This is a genomic window from Leptolyngbya sp. 'hensonii' (genome assembly GCF_001939115.1).
Taxonomy (GTDB): Bacteria; Cyanobacteriota; Cyanobacteriia.
Genome location: NZ_MQTZ01000044.1, coordinates 42,834 through 62,262, shown reverse-complemented (window position 1 = coordinate 62,262; position 19,429 = coordinate 42,834). Strand labels below are relative to the sequence as shown.

Sequence of the window (19,429 nt, the reverse complement as noted above, 5' to 3'; positions counted from 1 at the left end):
GAGAAAACCTGTCGTGCTCCTGACCAAAGGCTTTGAAGTTGAGATGTACACTGGCACCCCAGAAGGGGACATCGTTGGGTTGTCTGACAAAATTGTGGCGGCCCTGGAAGGTTTTGTCCGGGAACCCGATAGCCGCAACGTAGAGTACACCACCCCACCCCTCTGCCGCTATGAACGCCTTCTGTGCGCTCTGGTACGGCCTCGCCTGCACCTGCGGCAATACCTGCAAAGTTTGGGAAACTATACCCTCCTGCCGGGCAGTACCCTTTCCCTGGGAGGCAGCGATCGTTTTTATCGCTCTGATCCTGAGAATCCTTACCATGCCTATATTGAGCAAACCTATGGCACCAAAGTGGTTACGGCCAGCATTCACATCAATATTGGTATCAGCGATCCAGAACGGCTTCTGCAAGCCTGCCGACTGGTCCGGGTTGAAGCTCCCTTGCTGCTGGCGTTGAGTGCAGCCTCTCCGTTTTTGGATGGCCAGATCACCGGATACCACTCCACCCGTTGGGGTCTTTTCCCCAAAACACCGGCTGCAGTCCCCTTGTTTGAAAGCCATACTCACTTTATTCGCTGGACTGAAGCTCAATTGGCAGCCGGAACGATGCAAAATGTACGCCACTTGTGGTCTTCTGTCCGCCCTAATGGCGATCGCCGCCCTTATAATCTCAACCGCCTAGAATTGAGAATTTGTGATCTGGTCACGGATCCCGTTTCTCTGCTAGCGATTACGGCACTCCTGGAGGCCCGGCTGCAACAAATGCTGGCCGATCCAGGATTGGACCCCCTTCAGAAATCAACCCTGCCCGCCACCACCCGAGCCGACGATCTGGTGGCACTGACTGAGGCCAACGAAGTTGCAGTTGCCCAGTCGAGCCTTGACGCTTCCCTGCGACAGTGGCAAGATGGCCGGGTCATTTCGGCCCGCGAATGGATTGAGCAACTCTATGCCGAAGTCTGGCCAGTTGCCAAAGCCCAGGGCTTCAGTTGCTTTCTGCTGCCACTCAAGAAAATTCTCCGGGAGGGCAACGAAGCCCAACAGTGGTTACAAGCCCAAGAGACCCTGGGTAGCCCCCAGGCCGCTTTTATCCAGGCGATTCAAAAAATGGCCGATCGGGAGCTAGAGTTGGAAAGCGAAATTTGTCAGCCACTCGTTGCATAAGTGGATCCAGGTCAATCGTTAGTATTTTAATAACTAACCAGATGCCTCCCTACTGACCCATAAGTAAAATATATCGAATTTCTTTACTTTTCCAACTTGTTTGCCCCAGGAATTGATGAATTGATCCATGCCACAGGTTGTTCTGGTTCACCCCCAAATCCCACCCAATACCGGTAATATAGCCAGAACCTGCGCTGCTACTGGAACCGAACTACACCTAGTCGGGCCCTTGGGGTTTGAAATCAGCGATCGCTATTTAAAACGGGCAGGCTTAGACTATTGGCCTTATGTAGACCTGCATTATCACGAATCGTTAGAACTCTTCCACACATACTGCCAACAACGGGGAGGTCGATGGCTTGGATTTACGACCGTCGGCAATTGCAACTATGTCAATTTTCATTATCGAGAGGATGATTGGCTCTTGTTTGGGAGTGAAACCGTTGGCCTCCCAGCCTGGGCCTTGGCCCACTGTGCCGAAACCATCCGAATCCCCATGACTCAGGCGGGTGTTCGCAGCTTAAATCTCTCCGTCAGTGCGGCTTTGGGCTTATTTGAAGCTAGGCGGCAATTAGGTCACCTGACCTGAATCCACGGCAGTCATCTACCCTGCTGATTCTGCTAAAACCCTCAGACTGATCCGTAAAGACAGCCTTCGCACTTCAGTCACATCAGGCTTTTTTGCACCAGGCAAAGTTTGGAATTCTGTAATAAAAGACACGATTAGTACTTTAAAAAAAGGCCCCTTTCGTATAAGAAATTTCTATAAACCCTCGCCACAGGGAATGATTAAAAATCTTTCTAAGTACAATTTACAGGTTTCATCCTGAAGTTATAGAAGTGCCTGTGTATGAGATGAATCATGCTGTGTCAGCTCCAGGAAGCAAGAGGCAGGCTAATCACAAGACAGCATTGGCTATTCAGGGATTGCATGAATATACTGATGATTTCTTTATGGGAATCAGCATAAAGTTCCATTTGACAATTTTAAACGGCTCTTTAACATCGCTCTAGTCCTGCAATGCATCTCAGTTCATCTGACTCATTCAATAGTGCAAACTTTCTCAAGGTAGATCTTGGACTTGAATTTTTTGTTAAGTGGTGTAAGCTTGTTTAAGCAAAAAGAAACCAGGGTAATCATACCTAGGCTATGTTTTCGTTCAGTGATCTTCGTCGCTCCCAATCGTGTTTTACGTCACACAGCAATGGTGCTACCGAGCTCTCTGCTCTGTGAGGTGAGTGAAGTGAGGACAGTTAACGCTGGTTTATAGGAGGTCAGTCTTTGAGACGAACGTATCCACGGAAAATCGGGCCTGTTTCTCAAAACAGCTTTGATGAGAAGGCTGTCGATAACGCTAGTGTGGCTGACGGCTCTAAGCAGGCCGCAAATGATGTCAATCGGAGAGCCTGCACTTCTGCTGCCATGATCGGTCTGGCCATCTCCATGGGCGCGTCCAGCTTGCTGGTAGCACAGCAAAATGACAGGGCGATCGCTGCAGAACCGCTAGCAACCGAACCGACAGTCACTTCGGCTCCTGCGCAACCTGAGGTTGCCAGCCTGCCATCTACGCCCGAAATTGAGTCAACCCCTGTTGTTCCCAGTGGTTCTGAAGCTTCAGCAATTCACCATGCAGTTCAAGAGGGACAAACCCTCTGGTCGATTGCCCAGTATTACCAAATTGATGCAGCCTCTCTGGCAAGTATCAATAATCTTTCTCCTGACTCGGTTCTTCATGTTGGTCAAATTCTCAGGGTTCCCACTTCAGGCCATCGCGTTGTAGCTTACCCACCGATCGCGGCTACCAAGGCGCTGGAAACGGTTGACCCTACCCCTGCTGCTCACGAAGCTAGCAGAGGGTCTGCTCCAAACGAAGTTCCAGTTCAGACAAAGCTCGACAGTAATGAAGCCTTGTCTAAAGCGCGTCAAGACTTTGCTGTGGACAAAATGTCCATGAAGCGAGAAGAGCTGAGCTCAGCTTTATCTAAGCTGAAATCATCTCACTCGTTGGATGGGGAGAAACCCCCAGTTGCAGAAGCAGAAGCAACTGTCTTCCCACCTCAGGAAAACACTACGACCCAGACATCGTCTGAAGTCTCGACTGCTCAAGAACGTCTTGCTCCTCAGTCTCAGCTATTGGCAAAGCAGGATAGTCAAACGTCAAAAGCAGTTTCTGTTTTTCAGAGTGAGTTTGGCCCCTCTCAAAATCAATTTTCCAGCTCAACATTGCCCGCACCAGTCAAGGTGGCAACGGTTCGAGAGTTCAACGACACTCTCAAGCCCTCTAGTTCGCCCCTGGGAACCGCAGCAAAAACTTACAAGGTTCAACCGGGCGACACCCTGGATAGAATTGCCAGACTGCATGGCGTTTCTCGCAAGGATCTGGTTCGGGTCAACGAGATTCGTGATCCTAACTTCATCCGTGTCAATCAGCAAATTTCCATTCCCAACTCCACGGCAGTCAAAGTTGCATCCCGGGATCTAACCTCAGTTATGTTGACGCCTGAGTCTGAGGTCAGTGAACCCATAGGTCAGGTTTATCCTACAGGTGCATCCGTCGTTGTTCCTACCGTCGTTGCGATTGCTGATTCACCCACTTCCCAAGATGCCCTGCTGGCTCCGAAACAACCTGTCCCTGTGGCATCTGTTCCCGTTTCGGGCTTCCAACCGATTTACTCAGGTATTGCAGGGATGTCTCAGCAGGAGTTCAAGGGCTCCGTTCCTTCTACTTCTGAGCCCGCTTCAATTATTGGAGTCTCCGCACCCAACTCTAACCTGGCAGCAGTTTCCGCTCCATCCAATCTCACTACGCCATTTTCTGACTCTACGGTAAACCCAGTCATTCAGCTTAACCCTGATCGCAATGACGGTCTTTACCTTCAGAACTTGAAAGATGAGATTTCCCGCTTGAGAGAGAAGTATCGTAACCAGGCTCCTCAGGTTCAAGTCAAGGATGAGGCATCGCCTTCTTCTCAGTCTTCGGCTGAGCGTTTAACTGTTGCCAGTCGGCCCGCTACTGCAGCCGATCTGCAGGCCGTCAATCCAGAGTTTAGCCCCCGGGCTTTCTCCCAATCCCTGCGCTCAGAAGTCGTAGCCCTCAAAGGTACTAGTTCTGAGGCTCCACCCTCATCCCAGGCAAGTTCACCTGCTACGGTACCTGCCCCTCAGCAGATGATTGCGACAGCACCTCTGGGTTCTGAGAATTACGACTCGATCGTGCAGCCTCTGGTTGGTCAGATGGTTTCTCCTGACCTGCCTCCCCTGTCCGCTGCCGATCGTTATCTGCCCAATGGTGCTGCTAGTTTCAACGGCTTTATCTGGCCTGCCAAGGGAGTGTTGACTTCTGGTTATGGCTGGCGCTGGGGTCGGATGCATAGAGGGATTGACATTGCTGCTCCAGTCGGAACACCGATTCTGTCTGCAGCCCCTGGTGTTGTCGTCTATGCGGGCTGGAACTCTGGCGGGTATGGCAACCTGGTTGAAGTTCAACACCCCGATGGGAGCCTGACTCGCTACGCTCACAACAGTCGGATTTTGGTCCAAGTTGGGCAGCAGGTTGATCAGGGACAACAAATTGCTGAGATGGGAAGTACCGGCTACAGCACCGGACCTCATTGCCACTTCGAGGTCCATCCTGCAGGGCAAGGCGCAGTCAATCCAATGGCTTATCTGCCCCGGTAATCCTGCCTGAATTTCTGTATCAGACAGGTGGAGGAACAAAATTCCTCCACCTGTTTTTGCATCATCGTTCTTCCTCAGGAAATTGGCATCCCAGCAGCAAGAATATGCTAAGGTAAAAAAGGTCTGAAATTTATATATTTGGCTCAGTAGCTCAGTGGTTAGAGCAGGGGACTCATAAGCCCAAGGTCGCAGGTTCAAATCCCGCCTGAGCCATATTTTCCACGATTAATCAATGCCCGGAGGTACAGTAAAATAAGGCTTTCCGGCGTTGTCGCTTTTTATGAATTCCGCAAATTACCGCTAATGATTAGCGATAATTTGCAGAACATTATTTCTTGGCCTTCACCCAAAAACTGCGGGGCACATCTACGACCTCACGGGGAGGGACTGCGTAAGGTATACGACCAAAGGAGACCCCAAACTCCTGAGGCTGTAGAACTTCAACGGCCCAGCCAATCGAGGTGAAGAGGCCCTCTGGATCGTCGAAGCCCGATCGCCAGTAGGCTGCTGCCAGATCTTCACTGGCCAATGCTTTTACATTTAAGAGATCGGCGGCGCAGCAACTCCCCATTGCTGCGTTCTGCCAGATTGTTTGGAGCAGCTCTCTGACTTCTGCTGTGGTCAAATACATCAGCAGACCCTCCATGATCCAGACAGAGGGAACATCAGGCTGGTATCCCTGGTCAATTAGGAGCCCTACCCAGGGCTGGGTAAAATCTACTGAGATCGTCTGTCGGTGGCATTGAGCTTGAGTCTGGCCTAAAACCTGTTGTTTTTTAGCCAGGACTGCTGGCTGATCCAATTCATAAATCTGGGTCTCTGCAGGTAAAGGTAAGCGAAAAGCCCGCGCATCCAACCCTGCTGCCAGAATCACAACCTGTTGGATGCTGGCTGTCGCTGCCAGGAGAAAATCGTCAAAGAATCGGGTACGCAGAGCCAGCAAATCTAGTACACCGTCTGCTTTTTTTTCCCGTTCCGCGACTAGATTTAAAGCGAGAGGACCGGCAAACTGGGCAGCAAAAGTATCCTCAAACAGGCGATCGGGCCTGCTGGTCTCCCAAACCCGAATAGCGGCCATGAGTTCTGCAGAAAACGGGACGAAATCTGGAACCCCCTCTAGTATTTTGGCGGATTCGGGTTGATCGGATTGACTTTCCACGATTGTTTTCCCTTCCTTGAGTAGATGGATTGGGGATTGGGTTGCTGATGAACTACCATGTCGATTGCGGCATTATCACCATTGATTCGGTGGCAACCTCTAAAGTCCCCATCAATGTCATCTGTGCATGAGCTGAATTCACATCAGATCTAACCCCTCAGACGCTTGAAGCCATCTTCTTGTAAAGAAAAATTATCTGAATGGGGTAAGGTATATAAAGAGACTGTAAATATACAGTCAAATTAGATAAGAAATCAGTCCTCTCATCGTATAAAAGCCGGAGAGGCTCAATTCGGCGAATCGTATGGGCAGGGCGATCGCAACCGTTATCTCAGTCCAGAGCCAGGAGATGTAGATCTCTCCGGAGAAGTCCTGCTGGCTTTATGCCTGATCTCGATCGTCCTGAAAAAATTACAGGCTGGAGGAATGTCGTCAATATGCTGCTTGCTATGTCCCTGGTCAAAAGCTTGAAGCAAATTTTACGAGGGTTTGTCGAAGGAACGCCCATTCTCTCAGATTACTATTATTACTACTGGCTATTTCCCAGAAACCCAAATCTCTACCGAGGCGTTTTTTCATCTTTCTCTGCGGCTGCGATGGCTGTGCCTCCGAAATTACCTTCTGGATATAACCATGCTGAGATTCACAATACATCACTCAAGCATGATATTGATATTAATGAGATTCATCCCTTTAAGCCGATCGACTATCCAGTTCTGGTATGGCTAGGAGAGATCTTTAAAGAGAGTTCTATCCTGTTTGACTTGGGGGGGAATACAGGCTACAGCTATTATGCTTATCGTAGGTTTATTTCTTATCCGCCTAATGTACGCTGGCTCATTTGTGATGTTCCTGAAGCAGTAAAAGTCGGGAATGAATTTTTAACCCGATTCAACAGTCCAGGGTTGTCATACACCACCAATATATCTGATGCTGAAGGAACTGAAATCTTTTTCACCTGTGGCACATTGCAGTATTTAGAACCTTCTTTGGCTGCGTTATTAAGTCAACTGCAGACTAAACCTCAGCACCTAATTGTTCATCATGTCCCCTTCTACGAAGGTGAACAATACGTCACGTTGCAGAATCTCTTGATTGTTGATCCAGTCGATAAAACCCAAATTTCTTCCTATACTCCCTATAAAATTCAAAACCGCACACAATTTATTAACTCGATAGTAGCTTTGGGTTATGAATTAGTGGATAGTTGGCAGAAAAATCGAACATGTTATATCCCTTTCCATCCTGAAAGAGCTGTAGATGCTTATCATGGATTTTACTTTCGGCAGACTTGATCAAACAGCTTTTCTGAGTCAAAGAGAAAGGTATCTAAAGTTAAAGTTTCTCTCATCCTGGAATAGAAGATAGAGCAGAAACTAAGCAATTCATCTAAAGAATACTGGTAGCTTGGCAGATGCAATGAGTAGCATAAATCAATTCCCTAAGTCAGTTAAACGAGTTCTGCGAAATTTTGTGGAAAATACACCGGTACTCGCAGACTATTATTACTATTATTGGCTATACCCTAGAAATCCTAATCTTTATCGGTATGTATTCTCTTCTTTTTCTGAGGCATTAGCTGCTGTCCCTAAAGGGGCTCTCTCAGGCTATGACTACAGGGATCTCTATGATTCAAGGCTCAAAGATCTAACCGAAGTCGAGAAGTTGAAACCCATTGACTATCCTGTACTAGTCTGGTTGAGAAATGCTTTCAGAGATAGCACCACTGTTTTGGATCTGGGTGGCACGACTGGTTATAGTTATTATGCCTATCGCCACTTCATCTCCTATCCTAAAGACGTAAGTTGGACTGTCTGCGAAGTGCCTAAAATTGTAGAAGTTGGCAAAGAACTTTTAAATCATCTTCCTGCTGCCAATTTAAGCTACATTACTGATCTTGCCCAAGCTAAAGATGCAGAAATTTTTCTCTGTTGTGGCATGTTGCAATATTTTGAAGAGTCTTTAGTTACCCTATTAAAGCAGTTACCAGCAAAACCTCGCTATCTGGTTATTAATCATGTCCCTTTGTATCAGGGTGAAACCTACATTACTCTACAGAGATTAATGATGGTCCGTCCTCAGACCAATTTTGTGTCTTATATCCCATTTAAAATTCAAAATCGAACTCAGTTCATTCAAGATTTAGAAGCATATGGTTACAAACTAATGGATAGTTGGATGCAAGATCGGCAATGCTTGATTCCATTTCACCCCGATCGATTTGTGGATGCATTCCATGGTTTTTATTTTCAGTTGCAGTAGGTTTTCGGCAAGATTCTCATTCAGCAGTTTCACAAGGATGCCACAGAGTGCATCCCACTTTTGTAGCCCACCCTGCGGGAAGCAAGCTACACCCTAAATCCCTCTCCCGTTCTGGGAGAGGGACTTTGAATCTGGCCCCCCTTCTCCCTTTTTGGGGAGAAGGGGCTGGGGGATGTAGACGCAGAGCGGCTTCCCCTGGGGTGGGCAACCTTGCAAAACTGGGATGCTCTCAACATCATTCTGATGCGCAACCTGATGCGCAACTGTTTTTTTAAATAAAGATATTTACAAAAGGCAATTTTAAGCAGACAAAAGTCAGATTTTCTGACAAATTCTCATAATAGTTGAATTAACAACCACATCTGAAATCGCCTAAAACCAGCTTTCAAAAAGCATTTTAAGATTAAAAATCAACACTCAACAGCACCTATAATCCTGAGAGGATTGTATCTATATCTAAAGATTTCAATTTATCACTAATAAATATTGCAATCTCTTGATTTGGTTGTTAGGGTGTGCATGTACGGTTGTTTCAGATCATGGTCGCAATGAGGAGGATCATCCCCTATGTCTGGCGCACTACAGCCCTTTCCAATTCATTGAGTCCTAGGACTCCTCAGCTTCCCTGGTACGACAGGCAGTTTTGAAGTCATCGGAGGAGTTATGCCAATTCACCCATCGGTCGTGACGGATTTGTCCCAGTTGCCATTGCAACCCTTTCAATCGTTGTTTGCTGAAAATAGCTCGTGTACCCGTTGTTGAGTCGTTGCATTCAGGTTACAGACGCTTAGCTGACATCAGTTTGCGATTGAATAACTTTCGGACTGTTGACCCACATTACTCGACTGATCAAGATTTTTCTGACTCATACCCATTTGCTCGGTGATTGCACCGGTCTGCCTTACAGACCTGCGTGCAACACGACTTCAGCTTGACCATAACGGCTGCAATGGGGGTACCCGTTCACTAGACATCCCCACTGGGAAAGATTGCTGGTCGGAGGATACGGTTTCAACTTTGACCGTACCCGGCGTCGGCTGATGATTTAGTGAGCCTCATTTTTGGAGGTTTTAGACATGAAGATTCAAGGAAAGACTGCTCTCGTGACCGGTGCTTCCCGGGGAATTGGGCGAGCGATCGCGATAGAGTTGGCCCAGCAGGGCATTCAGCGCTTACTTCTGATAGCCCGAGATCAGCAACGACTGACAGAAGTGGCTACAGATTTGGAAGGATTGGAGGTCGAAGTGATCCCTCTGATTTTGGATCTGGCCCAGCCCGTGGAGGTCAATATTGCGATCGCCCAGGCCTGGCGAGATTACGGCCCCATCCACCTCCTGGTCAACTGTGCCGGTGTTGCCCACCAGGCTCCGTTTCTCCGATCGCGGTTACCCCAGGTCCAGGAGGAAGTTTCAGTCAACCTGATTGGAATGTATACCGTGACCCGTTTGATCGCCCGTCGGATGGTGGCTCAGAAGGAAGGTGTGATTGTGAATGTCTCCAGCCTGATGGGCAAGCTGGCTGCTCCCACCATGGCCACCTATTCCGCCACCAAGTTTGCCATCCTGGGCTTTAGCCAAGCCCTACGGGGAGAACTGGCTGCCCACAATGTCAGAGTGGTTTCCCTGCTGCCCTCCCTGACAGATACCGATATGGTGCGGCATCTGCAATGGTTTCGTGGCATTATCCCCATGACGCCTCAACAGGTGGCCAGGGAATTTATGATTGGGCTCAAGAAGGGCTCTCCAGAAATTCTGGTGGGCTGGCAAAGTCATCTGGCAGTGTTGTGCAATCGATTTTTTCCCAGACTGATGGAGAAAATTCTCCAGGTCACAGCCCCGCTACCGAATGCCCGATCCCGATCGTTTTCCCGCACCTAATATTTGCTGTTGCCTGGGTAGGGGTGTTGCATGCAATGCCCCTACTAGGGGTTCAAATATTCCACCACCGATCGAGCAATGGTTTCATTGCCATCCTTCGGGACTGATCCAAACGTCTGGGGGGAGTTCAGGGGCTGCCGCAGGAAAGCCCAATCTCCCTGAAAGAACTCCTGCGGTTGCAGAATCCGATGGGGGACCTGGGCCTGAATTCCTGTCAGCAAAAGGGGGGATTCGGCGAAACCTTCGCGGGTCAGGGTGATGATCGGCAGATCCAGGCGACAGGCTTCGGCAAAAGTACTGAATCCTGGCTTGGACAAGACCCGTCCAGAGAGGGGCATAAAGTCCACAGGCCGGTACTGATTGTCCAGCACTTTGAGCAAGTTGGGCCGATCGGGAGCCTGACGATCGAAGGTAATGAACTGCCAGTCCGGAAAGTGGTCCAGGTTCTGATAGGGAATCTGCTCCAGACCCAGCCCCCCAAAAGTCATCAGGAGCGTCCGTTCCGGGGGGTGCCTCAGACCAAAGTCAGTTCTTAAGGTGGCCAGATCGTAGCGAGGCGATCCACCCGTCAGACCCACCTCCGTGATCACAGGAAAGGCTGCCATGGGTTCATGAAAGGGCAGGCGGAACAGGCGATCGCACTGCTGAAAACAGTCCCCAATCCAGTCAGCTATTTCCAGAAACTCTCCCCCCCAGGGTCGGTAGATAAAGTCCCAGCCAAAGTTACTCATCATCCAGCAGGGAATGCCAGCAGCACGGGCAATGGGTGCGGCCAGGGGCGGGATATCGGCCAGGATCAGCCGCACTCGATTTTGCTGAATAAAGGTGACTTCCCCTGCGACGATCGTTGCTTGTTGCTGGCGAATGTGACGGAGCTTTTCCAGGGTCGCCGCCTGATCCATCTTGAAGCTGTCGCTCTGGATCACCCCCACATCCAGAGCCCGGGGACGGTGGATAAACGGATCGGGAATATAGGCAGACAGCAACCAGTGGGGGGCGGTGGTCACCATCACGACCCCAATTTCAGGGCATAGCCGTTTGATTTCGGCAACCACAGAAGCCGCACGGGTTGCGTGACCAAACCCGTGGTTGGTGACAGCAACATAGAGAATGGTCATTGGCGATCGGGGATGGGTGGGTGATCAACTAAATTATCAACGGTGAGCAGACAAGGCTGCCACTAGTCGATCGATTTCAGCCTCGGTTGTGAAGTAGTGGACACAGGCACGAATGCAATCTGGATTACGCAGGGTTCTCACCATTAAAGTTTCGGATTCCAGCCATTTCACCACCTGGTTATGGAGCTGGCCATAGGGTTTTTGTTCATAACCAGCCAGTTGGAAGGAGATCAGCCCAGAGTCAGGGGGGTGCTGGCGCAGACAAGTTATCCCTGGACTCTGCCGCAGTTGTTGCCAGAGATATCGGCTGAGAGCGAGGATGCGCTGATACCGGTCCTGAGCTGAGCCCCAGGACTGATGGACGGCGATCGCCGCCCGCAGGCCAGCATACAGGGCATAGTCTGAGGTGGCGACCTCAAACCGGACCCCACCCCGTTGCCAGCCCATGGGGTCCCCCATAGGGGTCGAGGTAATGCCACGCCAACCCATGAAGGTGGGCCTGAGAGTCTCCAATCGGTCTGGACGCACATACAGCCCTCCCAAGCCTGCTGGACCGCACCACCACTTGTGACCGGTGAAGGCATAGAAGTCCACTTTAGTTGCTGTCAAATCGAGCGGTAGCAGGCCAACCGATTGGGCTGCATCCACCAGCACCAGGGCATTTACACTATGGCAAGCCGTCACAATCTCGGTTAGGGGAAGCACCTGACCCGTATTCCAGAGGACATGGCTGAGGCAAACCAGACGGGTATTAGGCTGCAAGTACTCCCGAATGATGGCGATCGGGTCTTCTCGGTCCACGGCATCCCGCAAGGGACAGACCGACACCTCCACAAACACCCGGTTCTGGATTTCTTGGACAGTGGCCACCACACTGGGATGTTCACAGTCCGTCAGAAGAATATGATCCCCGGCATTCCAGTCGATCCCCCAGAGGATAATATTGCAACCGATCGAGACATTCTCGGTCAGGGTGATGGTATCGGTTGGAACAGTCAGCTCGGTGGCGATCGTCTGACGGGTCTGAACGGTCTCCTGGTTCAGCCACTCATTCGTTGCCCCGGTGAAGGGACCCCGGCTCTGAATCTGCTCATGGGCCTCTCGAATCGCTTCCAGGGCCACCCAGGGCATCGGTCCCTGCCCTCCGTAGTTGAAATAAGTCTTGTTCGCCAGGGCTGGAAACTGCTGACGGTATTGCTCCAGATGGTTGATGCCGATAGTCACGAATGCTTCAGATCCTTAATATTTTGATTTCAAGACTTCATGAGGCATCAGGACAGCTTAGTACAATTCGTCGTTGATAGGGTTCGGACATAGATAACCCACAAGGAGGCAAGGATCATGATTCTGTTCTCACAAAGTTTCTAGGTGAATTCCCCGAACTTTTAAGTTTTTCAGCAGGTCCTCCCGCAGTTGGCGTTCTTAGCGACCCCGTTCACCGTTTGGATCAGTCGGACTCTCCCGCTTACACCGCTTTACACCGAGGCTCAGTAACCCGTCTGGGCCGATCGCTGGCTCTGTTGGAGCAGCGTGAAGTCCGATATTGATGCCAAAAAACCACTTGGACGGGTCGGCCCACACCAGAGATAGGATTGCCCATAATCCGGTCGGGATAATAACTTGTAACTCGTTATCCCCAGGCAGACTATCTGTCTCTGGTCGGTCTTCAACCTGGGGCAAGCATAACAGTGGGTTATCTTGTAACGAATCATACTGAAGCATTATGCGTGCCTCAGAAGCTCCTCCCCATATTTTAGCGAAGGGGCGTCAGAGCCATCAAGTTTACCAGAATAGCTGCAGCGTGGCCAATTTCCTGCTAGTTTGGAGGCATGTTTCTGACAGCCGAACTTTTGCTCTACTTTCAGCGGTGTAGTCGTCGAGCGTACCTCGATACGTTTGGCGACCTCAGCCAGCGGGATCCGCCCAGCGCTTATCTACTCAAGTTGATCCAGGATAGCGCCACCCATCGTAGATCGAGCCTGCGCGATCGATCGTGGCAACAACCCACCTTTGCTGAAAATGACTGGCAGGGGGGGATGGCAGCCACTTTAGACCTGATGCAGCAGGGGGTAGATTGTATTAACCGGGGAGTGCTGCTGACTCAGATCTCAGAGGAGGTCACGCTTTTGAGTCGGCCCGATTTGCTGGTCAAACACTCCGGTCAATCTCAATTTGGAGATTGGCTATATGTCCCTACCGAAATTAAGTTAGGCAAACGCCCCAAGCTAGAGTATCAGATCGTTGCGGCCTTTAATGTGAAAGTTCTGGCCGCCGTCCAGGAAGCCTGGCCTGAGCATAGCTGGCTGCTCCTGCGAGAAAAGGGAGCCTATGAGGTCGATCTGTGGAAAATCCTGCCAGACATGGAAAAAATTCTGCAGGACTGCATCCAGACTTTAAATCAACCCGAAGCGCCAGAAGTATTCATCGCTCGGAATCGCTGCAGCCTCTGCCACTGGTACAGTCACTGTTATGACATTGCCCAGTCGCAACAACATCTCTCCCTATTGCCGGGGGTGACTGCCAGCCGCTACATCCAGCTCCAGGCCCAAAATCTCACCACTGTTGAATCTCTGGCCTACCGTAGTTCCGACGGGCTGGCTAATTTACCGGGATTTAATCCAGAAGTGGCACAGAAGCTCGTTTTACAAGCTCAGTCTACGCTCCAAAATCGAGCGATTCTTCGAGAAACGGGGCTTTTATCCTCACTCCAGGAGTTACCTACCGCTGATATAGAACTCTATTTCGATATTGAGGCAGAGCCCGAACTCAATCTGGCCTACCTGCATGGGGTTCTGGTCGTTGATCGGCAAACGGGAACCGAAACCTTCTATTCCCTACTGGCAGAACAGCCTGATGCAGAAATCATTGCCTGGCAGCAGTTTCTGGAACTGGTCTGGCGCTATCCCAACGCCCCCATCTTCCACTTCTGCCCCTACGAAGTCCAAACAGTTGAGCGTTTGGGGAAGCTTTACAATACCCCCTCTAGCCTGATTGAACCCCTGGTGTCTCGCTTCATTGACTTGCACGAATGGGTTACCCAAACTGTTATTCTTCCCGTGGAAAGTTATGCGCTCAAACCGATCGCCCGCTGGCTAGGGTTCGACTGGCGCGATCCGAATGCCAATGGAGCCCTGGCCATTTGCTGGTATACCGAGTGGCTGGAGCAGGGCGATCGAGCTTCCCTGGAAGCCATTATTCAATACAACGAGGATGACTGTCGGGCCATGCAGCGGCTGAAAGACTGGTTAGTAGAATTCACCCAGCGGAACAGCCGAGAACCGATTACAGCCGAACCGATTACAGCCGAACCGATCGCCAGAGCAGGCTAGAGACTATCGACGCCTGACTCAACCTTAAAAATAGGCGCTGCACTCCACATACTCCTCAGAAATTACCATTCCGAATATCTTCTTCAGGCAGACCTAACGCTCGTTGGGCAGATTGAATCGCTGCATTGGTTTTTGGCCCCATTTTGCCATCCAAAGGGCCGGGATTGAACCCCCGCTCTTGCAGGCGTTGCTGTAATTTGAGCACGGATGGATTGCCTGAGTCCTCGATCGCAGGAGCAGTTGGCTCTGCCACAGATTCATCCACGGCTTTAGAACTGGCACTACCTGTGGCGAATAACTGCAATGCTCGTTGCGTCTTGATACCTGCAATACCATCTACCGGGAGGTTACTATCTGCCTGAAAACGCTTCACAGCCGCTTCTGTTGCAGCATCATAGATGCCGGTAATGCTACCCTCATAAGCTCCAGCAGTTTTCAACCGCTCCTGCAACGTCGAAACTTCTACCCCCCGGCTGCCCAGTCGGAGCACGATGGTCTTCCCCGTAGAGGTCATGGAGCCTGTTGCTGACCCCGATGAGGTCGATTGACTCTTACCTTGCTGCAAAGCCTGGGCTGTTTTCGGGCCATACACACCGTCCGGCGTTAACCCATTCACCTGCTGCAATTGCCTTACCGCAGCCTCGGTTTGCGGCCCATAACTCCCATTCACCGGTCCTTTGTAGTAACCTGCTTCCCGCAGCCGATCCTGCAGAACCATCACAGCCTGCCCCTTGGAACCACGTCGCAGGGTCTGACCATCCCCAGCATCGTCAAGTACAGGCCCCCCCTGAGCAACTTGGCCCAGGGCCGCCAGGGTGGCTTTCCCGGCGATCCCATCTGCTTTCAGCCCCTTTGCGGCCTGGAACTGACGCACAGCTTGTTCTGTCCCAGAACCATACTGACCATCCACAGGACCAACCAGATATCCCTGCTGCTTGAGGCTGGTCTGGAGCGATCGCACCTCCGGCCCCTTGTCCCCTTTACGGAGGGCCAGGGCTTGCTCAACTGAAACCAGCAGGATCAAAGCAAGGGCTAGGGGCAGCCAGCGCAATTCCATCCATGGAGAGCCCGCGACTGAGGCCCTGGCATCACTATCTTGCACCGGAAGGGGGTCAGCTTGATCACGAAGCGCAGCATGGCAGAGATAGGCAAAGGTTTCCATAGCAGTATCAGGGAAGAAATGACCCATTGATGACAACCCCAGGATAGCGCAACGAATTGAGTCAGGGGCTACTGATGGAACGAAAAGTTAGACCCGTGTATGATTGATCTAAGTCTCTTGACGCTCATGAAGTTATTGTCCTGAATGTTTAAAAGCTCTGCAGCCGGTGGAACAAAGACTTCAGGATCAGGATCAAATTAATTAAGTGAGATCCTCATGATCAAACGAGCTGAAACTGAGATAAAGGGTGGGAGATCCTGAGGCAGTGGTTCAGGAGTTTTATCTTTCTATAACTCCAGTTGGGAGCGACGAATATTTGGTGCGGACTGAGCGGGTCGCACCGGGAGTGCCATTGGCCGAAGAGCAAGTCAGATGGCCGGTGGAGACTTGGCTAAATCAGGCCAGACAGTTGATGAATGACCCCCTGATGAATATTCTGCAGGGCGGGCAGTCCGCCGGTGAGCGATCGTCGAATCTGGTGGACCTGGGACAGCAATTTTATAACGTTTTGTTTCAAGGAACAATTCGTGACAGTTGGACCACGGCAAGGGGAATTGCCCATCACTGTCGGGAAACGCTGCGGTTGCGCTTGGGGTTGAAGGGCGATCGCCTGCCCCGCCTGCCCTGGGAAGTGCTTCATGCGGAAAATCGGTCGATCGCAACCGGCACCGATATTGTGTTCTCACGCTATCAACCCACTGTTACTTCTATGGTGCTACCCCTGCAGATGCAGAGCAAAACTCTGCTGCGGGGAGGCCAGCCCTGGAGTCAGATTCCCCAGTTGAATATTCTGGTGGTCATCGCCGCACCCACCGATCAGGAGAATCTGGAGCTGAAGCAGGAAGTTCTACACCTGCAGCAGGAGTTACAACAAGTCAATCTTTCTAACGGTCGGCCTGCTGCGAAAACTCCCCAAATTCAGCTGACTTTGCTGGAGCAGCCCGATCGGCAACAATTGACTCAGGCCCTGGAGCAGGGCCACTATCATGTTCTCCATTACGCAGGCCACAGTAATCTGGCCGCAGCCGGGGGGAACCTTTACCTAGTCAATCGACGCACTGGTCTGAGTGAAACCCTGAGTGGCGATGACCTGGCCGGGTTACTGGTTAACAATGGCATTCGCATGGTGGTCTTTAATTCCTGCCGGGGAGCCTACACCGCCGCAGTTAGCCTGACCGAAGAGTTGTGTGAGCGAAGTCTGGCAGAAGCACTGGTGCGGCGAGGCATTCCTGCTGTCCTGGCGATGGCAGAACGCATCCCGGATGAGGTCGCCCTCACCCTGACCCGCCTGTTTTATCGAAATCTGCGTCAGGGCTATCCGGTAGACCTGAGCCTCAGTCGGGCTAGACAGGGGTTAGTTTCCGCCTACGGATCGCAACAGCTTTACTGGGCTTTGCCGATCCTGTATATGCATCCAGACTTTGATGGCTATCTGGCTCCCCATGGAGATCAGGATGCACCTCTGGTTGAGACTCCACCTGTTGTGTCTCCCCTCAACGGTACCAGCAGTTCGATCGTCGCCCCCAACCCCACAACACCCCCACCCCTGGCTACCCCCACCAACCGAACTCCAGCTCAGTTGTGGGAGCATCCAGCGGACGATCGGCCAGGTCAGGCCCAGCCTCTAGAGGTTAGTTTTCCCCCACCAAAAGATCTGCCCCGGCAGGCCCAGCCTGCCAGTGAAACCACGGTGACTCAACCCATACGGGTGATGCCTCAATCCGGGAATCCTCCCCTAAACGGAGATCGGGACTACCTCGATCTGGTGGCTAACCTGAACTACCAGGATGACCCCGAACTGGAAGCAGAGCGACCTTCTGTCGGGGAGTTAATCCAGCGTCTATCCCAATCTGAGCTGGAAGTTGAAGACAACGAAGAGAGTCCGATCGTCCAGGCTTCCAATCTGGAGAGCCTGCTTCCTGGTGGCCTGGAATTACAGACCAGCAACTTCCTGGCCTTAGAAATTCCCGAAAATCCCCTTTACCGTCAGCAAGCTACGTCACCGGTCTATGCGCCCGCCGATCTGGAACTGGGCACTTTTAACAGTTTCCAATGGCAGGTCCGGGATTTTCTCAAAGTTCCGTTTGTTCCGATCGTGGTCTGGCGATCGGTGGTGACCCAGCAAATGCAGCTTCCGACAACCCTGACCCATCAGGCCCAGAGCAGCTCAAATGGGTTACTACCTGGGGATACGGTTGGGGCCTCAGGAGCATCTGTTTACAGCCGCCCCCGATTGGAATCCCGGCTGAGTTCTGTTCCTGCTGCCTATCCTACGGGCAATGGTCAGGCCCGACTCTGGGCTATCCTCTGGCCCCTGTTGGCAGGAATGGGGATTACTATTGCCCTACTGGCTGGGGTCAAACTCCTACCCCAGGCGATGCAACTCTGGTCCAAGCCCTCTTCTCCATCACCTCAGCAGTCGAAAAAACCATCCCCCAACCCATCCCGTCCTGCAACCAACAATGCCACCCTGGCAGAACAGGGGAAGGCAGCGCTCCAGCAGGGGCAAACGGCCCTGGGGCAGCGCATTGTCGAGCAGCTCCTCGATCGGAATGCCCTAGATGAGGCGGAGGCAGTTCTGGCTCAGGCCAGACCCGCCCAAGCAGACCAGGCGGCGATTCAGTTTCTCCGGGGCAGGTTGGTGGTTCAGTCGGTACGGGCCGATCGGAAACAGTACAGCCTGCATCAGGCCAAGCCTTTCTTTGAAGCAGCAGTTAAAAAGGACCCCAATTCTCTGGCCTACCTGAATGCGCTGGGGTTTGTCTGCTACGCTCTGGGCGATCTGAACCGCGCTCAACAGGTCTGGTTTAGTGCCTCCTACCTGATTGAAGAGCAAAAAGATGCCGTCAAGCCGAAGACATTCAGGCGTGAGGACATCTTGATGGCCAATTCCGGTCTGGCTCTAGTTTTCTTAAAGTCTGGCCAGACTTCTGAGTCACTCAGTATGCGGGATAGTGTACTAAAAGAACAGCCTACCGGCTTTCGTCCGGAGGTTTTACAAAAAAACTGGATGTGGTCCCCTCAGGCTGTTGAAGATTGGCGGAAGCTGTTAAAGATTTAGATAACAACCTGACAGCACCATTACAGCAAACTGATTGTTAGATAACAGACATAGGGCGATGGGACTTTCGCATAATGAAACCTATTTTGCAAAAAGGTCAACTGTCAAACTGGAAAGATGGCAAGGGATTTGGCTTCATCAAACCGGAAACCGGAGGTAAAGACGTTTTTCTGCACATCAGTGCCCTCAAGGGGAGCAGTCGTCGCCCACAGGTCGGAGACACCATCCTATATGAGCTGAAGATGGAAGCAGATGGTAAGGTTCGAGCTGTTCATGCCTCGATCTCAGGAGTTCCAGCGCAACCTGCCCCCAGCAAACGGAAACCCCGGCAAAGTAGATTAGCAGAAATTGCGATCAGCATGGGAGGTCTCCTTGCGATTGCCCTTGTGGTCATGGAACTTCAAGGCAGTCGATTTCGCTCTCCAATTTCAACCCTGACAAAACCAAATTGCACGATCAAAGGCAATATCTCAGTGGAAACTCAGAATAAGGTTTATCATCTTCCAGGCATGGAGGATTACAACTCCACAACCATTGATCTAGCTAAGGGAGAGAAATGGTTCTGCACAGAGGCAGAAGCGATCGCAGCCGGTTGGCACAAAGCACCCAGGTAGGTA

Annotated in this window: 14 protein-coding genes and 1 tRNA gene; 10 read left to right on the top strand and 5 right to left on the bottom strand. The window is 51.3% G+C overall.

Annotation, left to right across the window (positions count from 1 at the left end; genetic code table 11):
- Nucleotides 1–13 precede the first annotated feature (13 nt).
- From gshA to BST81_RS17190, 4 genes are all read left to right on the top strand, one after another.
- Entirely contained in the window at nucleotides 14–1,165 is a 1,152-nt protein-coding gene (gene gshA / locus BST81_RS17205) for a glutamate--cysteine ligase (RefSeq protein WP_075599738.1), read from the top strand.
- Nucleotides 1,166–1,292: 127 nt separating this feature from the next.
- On the top strand, nucleotides 1,293–1,754 hold the full coding sequence (locus BST81_RS17200) for a tRNA (cytidine(34)-2'-O)-methyltransferase (RefSeq protein ID WP_075599737.1): 462 nt from the start codon (nucleotides 1,293–1,295) through the stop codon (nucleotides 1,752–1,754).
- Nucleotides 1,755–2,447: 693 nt separating this feature from the next.
- The gene (locus BST81_RS17195; RefSeq protein ID WP_143780384.1) at nucleotides 2,448–4,844 is read left to right on the top strand and encodes a peptidoglycan DD-metalloendopeptidase family protein; all 2,397 of its coding nucleotides are present in this window, start codon (nucleotides 2,448–2,450) and stop codon (nucleotides 4,842–4,844) included.
- Between the two features lie 140 nt (nucleotides 4,845–4,984).
- Nucleotides 4,985–5,057 (top strand) — tRNA-Met (locus BST81_RS17190).
- 115 nt (nucleotides 5,058–5,172) lie between these two features.
- On the opposite strand, the gene BST81_RS17185 is transcribed toward BST81_RS17190, so the two are convergent.
- Nucleotides 5,173–6,003, bottom strand: a complete 831-nt coding sequence (locus BST81_RS17185) for an SAM-dependent methyltransferase (RefSeq protein ID WP_216351376.1) — start codon at nucleotides 6,001–6,003, stop codon at nucleotides 5,173–5,175.
- Between the two features lie 383 nt (nucleotides 6,004–6,386).
- Here BST81_RS17185 and BST81_RS17180 point away from each other — a divergent pair, with 383 nt between their 5' ends.
- The 3 genes from BST81_RS17180 (at nucleotide 6,387) to BST81_RS17170 (ending at nucleotide 10,142) form a co-directional block, all read left to right on the top strand.
- Nucleotides 6,387–7,298 carry a methyltransferase, TIGR04325 family gene (locus tag BST81_RS17180; protein WP_075599735.1) on the top strand — a complete coding sequence of 304 codons (912 nt, stop codon included), beginning with the start codon at nucleotides 6,387–6,389 and terminating at the stop codon, nucleotides 7,296–7,298.
- 112 nt (nucleotides 7,299–7,410) lie between these two features.
- Nucleotides 7,411–8,265, top strand: a complete 855-nt coding sequence (locus BST81_RS17175; protein WP_216351375.1) for a methyltransferase, TIGR04325 family — start codon at nucleotides 7,411–7,413, stop codon at nucleotides 8,263–8,265.
- A 1,076-nt stretch (nucleotides 8,266–9,341) separates the two neighbouring features.
- On the top strand, nucleotides 9,342–10,142 hold the full coding sequence (locus BST81_RS17170; RefSeq protein ID WP_075599733.1) for an SDR family NAD(P)-dependent oxidoreductase: 801 nt from the start codon (nucleotides 9,342–9,344) through the stop codon (nucleotides 10,140–10,142).
- A gap of 44 nt (nucleotides 10,143–10,186) precedes the next feature.
- Here the strand turns inward: BST81_RS17170 and BST81_RS17165 are convergent, their stop codons facing one another.
- The 3 genes from BST81_RS17165 to BST81_RS17155 all read right to left on the bottom strand — a co-directional run bounded on the left by BST81_RS17165 (nucleotide 10,187) and on the right by BST81_RS17155 (nucleotide 12,982).
- A complete protein-coding gene (locus tag BST81_RS17165; protein ID WP_075599732.1) occupies nucleotides 10,187–11,260 on the bottom strand; it encodes a glycosyl transferase in 1,074 nt (357 codons plus the stop codon).
- Between the two features lie 36 nt (nucleotides 11,261–11,296).
- Nucleotides 11,297–12,484 carry an aminotransferase class V-fold PLP-dependent enzyme gene (locus BST81_RS17160; RefSeq protein ID WP_075599731.1) on the bottom strand — a complete coding sequence of 396 codons (1,188 nt, stop codon included), beginning with the start codon at nucleotides 12,482–12,484 and terminating at the stop codon, nucleotides 11,297–11,299.
- Nucleotides 12,485–12,682: 198 nt separating this feature from the next.
- Complete coding sequence (locus BST81_RS17155) at nucleotides 12,683–12,982, bottom strand: hypothetical protein (RefSeq protein ID WP_075599730.1); 300 nt, start codon at nucleotides 12,980–12,982, stop codon at nucleotides 12,683–12,685.
- Between the two features lie 107 nt (nucleotides 12,983–13,089).
- Between BST81_RS17155 and BST81_RS17150 the strand changes: the two genes are divergently transcribed.
- Complete coding sequence (locus BST81_RS17150; RefSeq protein WP_075599729.1) at nucleotides 13,090–14,589, top strand: TM0106 family RecB-like putative nuclease; 1,500 nt, start codon at nucleotides 13,090–13,092, stop codon at nucleotides 14,587–14,589.
- A 55-nt stretch (nucleotides 14,590–14,644) separates the two neighbouring features.
- On the opposite strand, the gene BST81_RS17145 is transcribed toward BST81_RS17150, so the two are convergent.
- Nucleotides 14,645–15,751: a peptidoglycan-binding protein gene (locus tag BST81_RS17145; RefSeq protein WP_075599728.1), complete on the bottom strand. Its 1,107-nt coding sequence runs from the start codon at nucleotides 15,749–15,751 to the stop codon at nucleotides 14,645–14,647.
- 247 nt (nucleotides 15,752–15,998) lie between these two features.
- Here BST81_RS17145 and BST81_RS17140 point away from each other — a divergent pair, with 247 nt between their 5' ends.
- Both BST81_RS17140 and BST81_RS17135 read left to right on the top strand, forming a co-directional pair.
- Nucleotides 15,999–18,812 (top strand): CHAT domain-containing protein, encoded by a 2,814-nt coding sequence (locus BST81_RS17140; RefSeq protein ID WP_075599727.1) that lies wholly within the window; start codon nucleotides 15,999–16,001, stop codon nucleotides 18,810–18,812.
- Nucleotides 18,813–18,886: 74 nt separating this feature from the next.
- Nucleotides 18,887–19,426 carry a cold shock domain-containing protein gene (locus tag BST81_RS17135; RefSeq protein WP_075599726.1) on the top strand — a complete coding sequence of 180 codons (540 nt, stop codon included), beginning with the start codon at nucleotides 18,887–18,889 and terminating at the stop codon, nucleotides 19,424–19,426.
- Nucleotides 19,427–19,429 lie beyond the last annotated feature (3 nt).

Coding starts and splice junctions, on each gene's coding strand:
- BST81_RS17150 (WP_075599729.1), top strand. CDS start 13,090: ATGTTTCTGACAGCCGAACTTTTGCTCTACTTTCAGCGGTGTAGTCGT.
- BST81_RS17135 (WP_075599726.1), top strand. CDS start 18,887: ATGAAACCTATTTTGCAAAAAGGTCAACTGTCAAACTGGAAAGATGGC.
- BST81_RS17200 (WP_075599737.1), top strand. CDS start 1,293: ATGCCACAGGTTGTTCTGGTTCACCCCCAAATCCCACCCAATACCGGT.
- BST81_RS17170 (WP_075599733.1), top strand. CDS start 9,342: ATGAAGATTCAAGGAAAGACTGCTCTCGTGACCGGTGCTTCCCGGGGA.
- BST81_RS17145 (WP_075599728.1), bottom strand. CDS start 15,751: ATGGAAACCTTTGCCTATCTCTGCCATGCTGCGCTTCGTGATCAAGCT.
- BST81_RS17165 (WP_075599732.1), bottom strand. CDS start 11,260: ATGACCATTCTCTATGTTGCTGTCACCAACCACGGGTTTGGTCACGCA.
- BST81_RS17180 (WP_075599735.1), top strand. CDS start 6,387: ATGCCTGATCTCGATCGTCCTGAAAAAATTACAGGCTGGAGGAATGTC.
- BST81_RS17155 (WP_075599730.1), bottom strand. CDS start 12,982: ATGCTTCAGTATGATTCGTTACAAGATAACCCACTGTTATGCTTGCCC.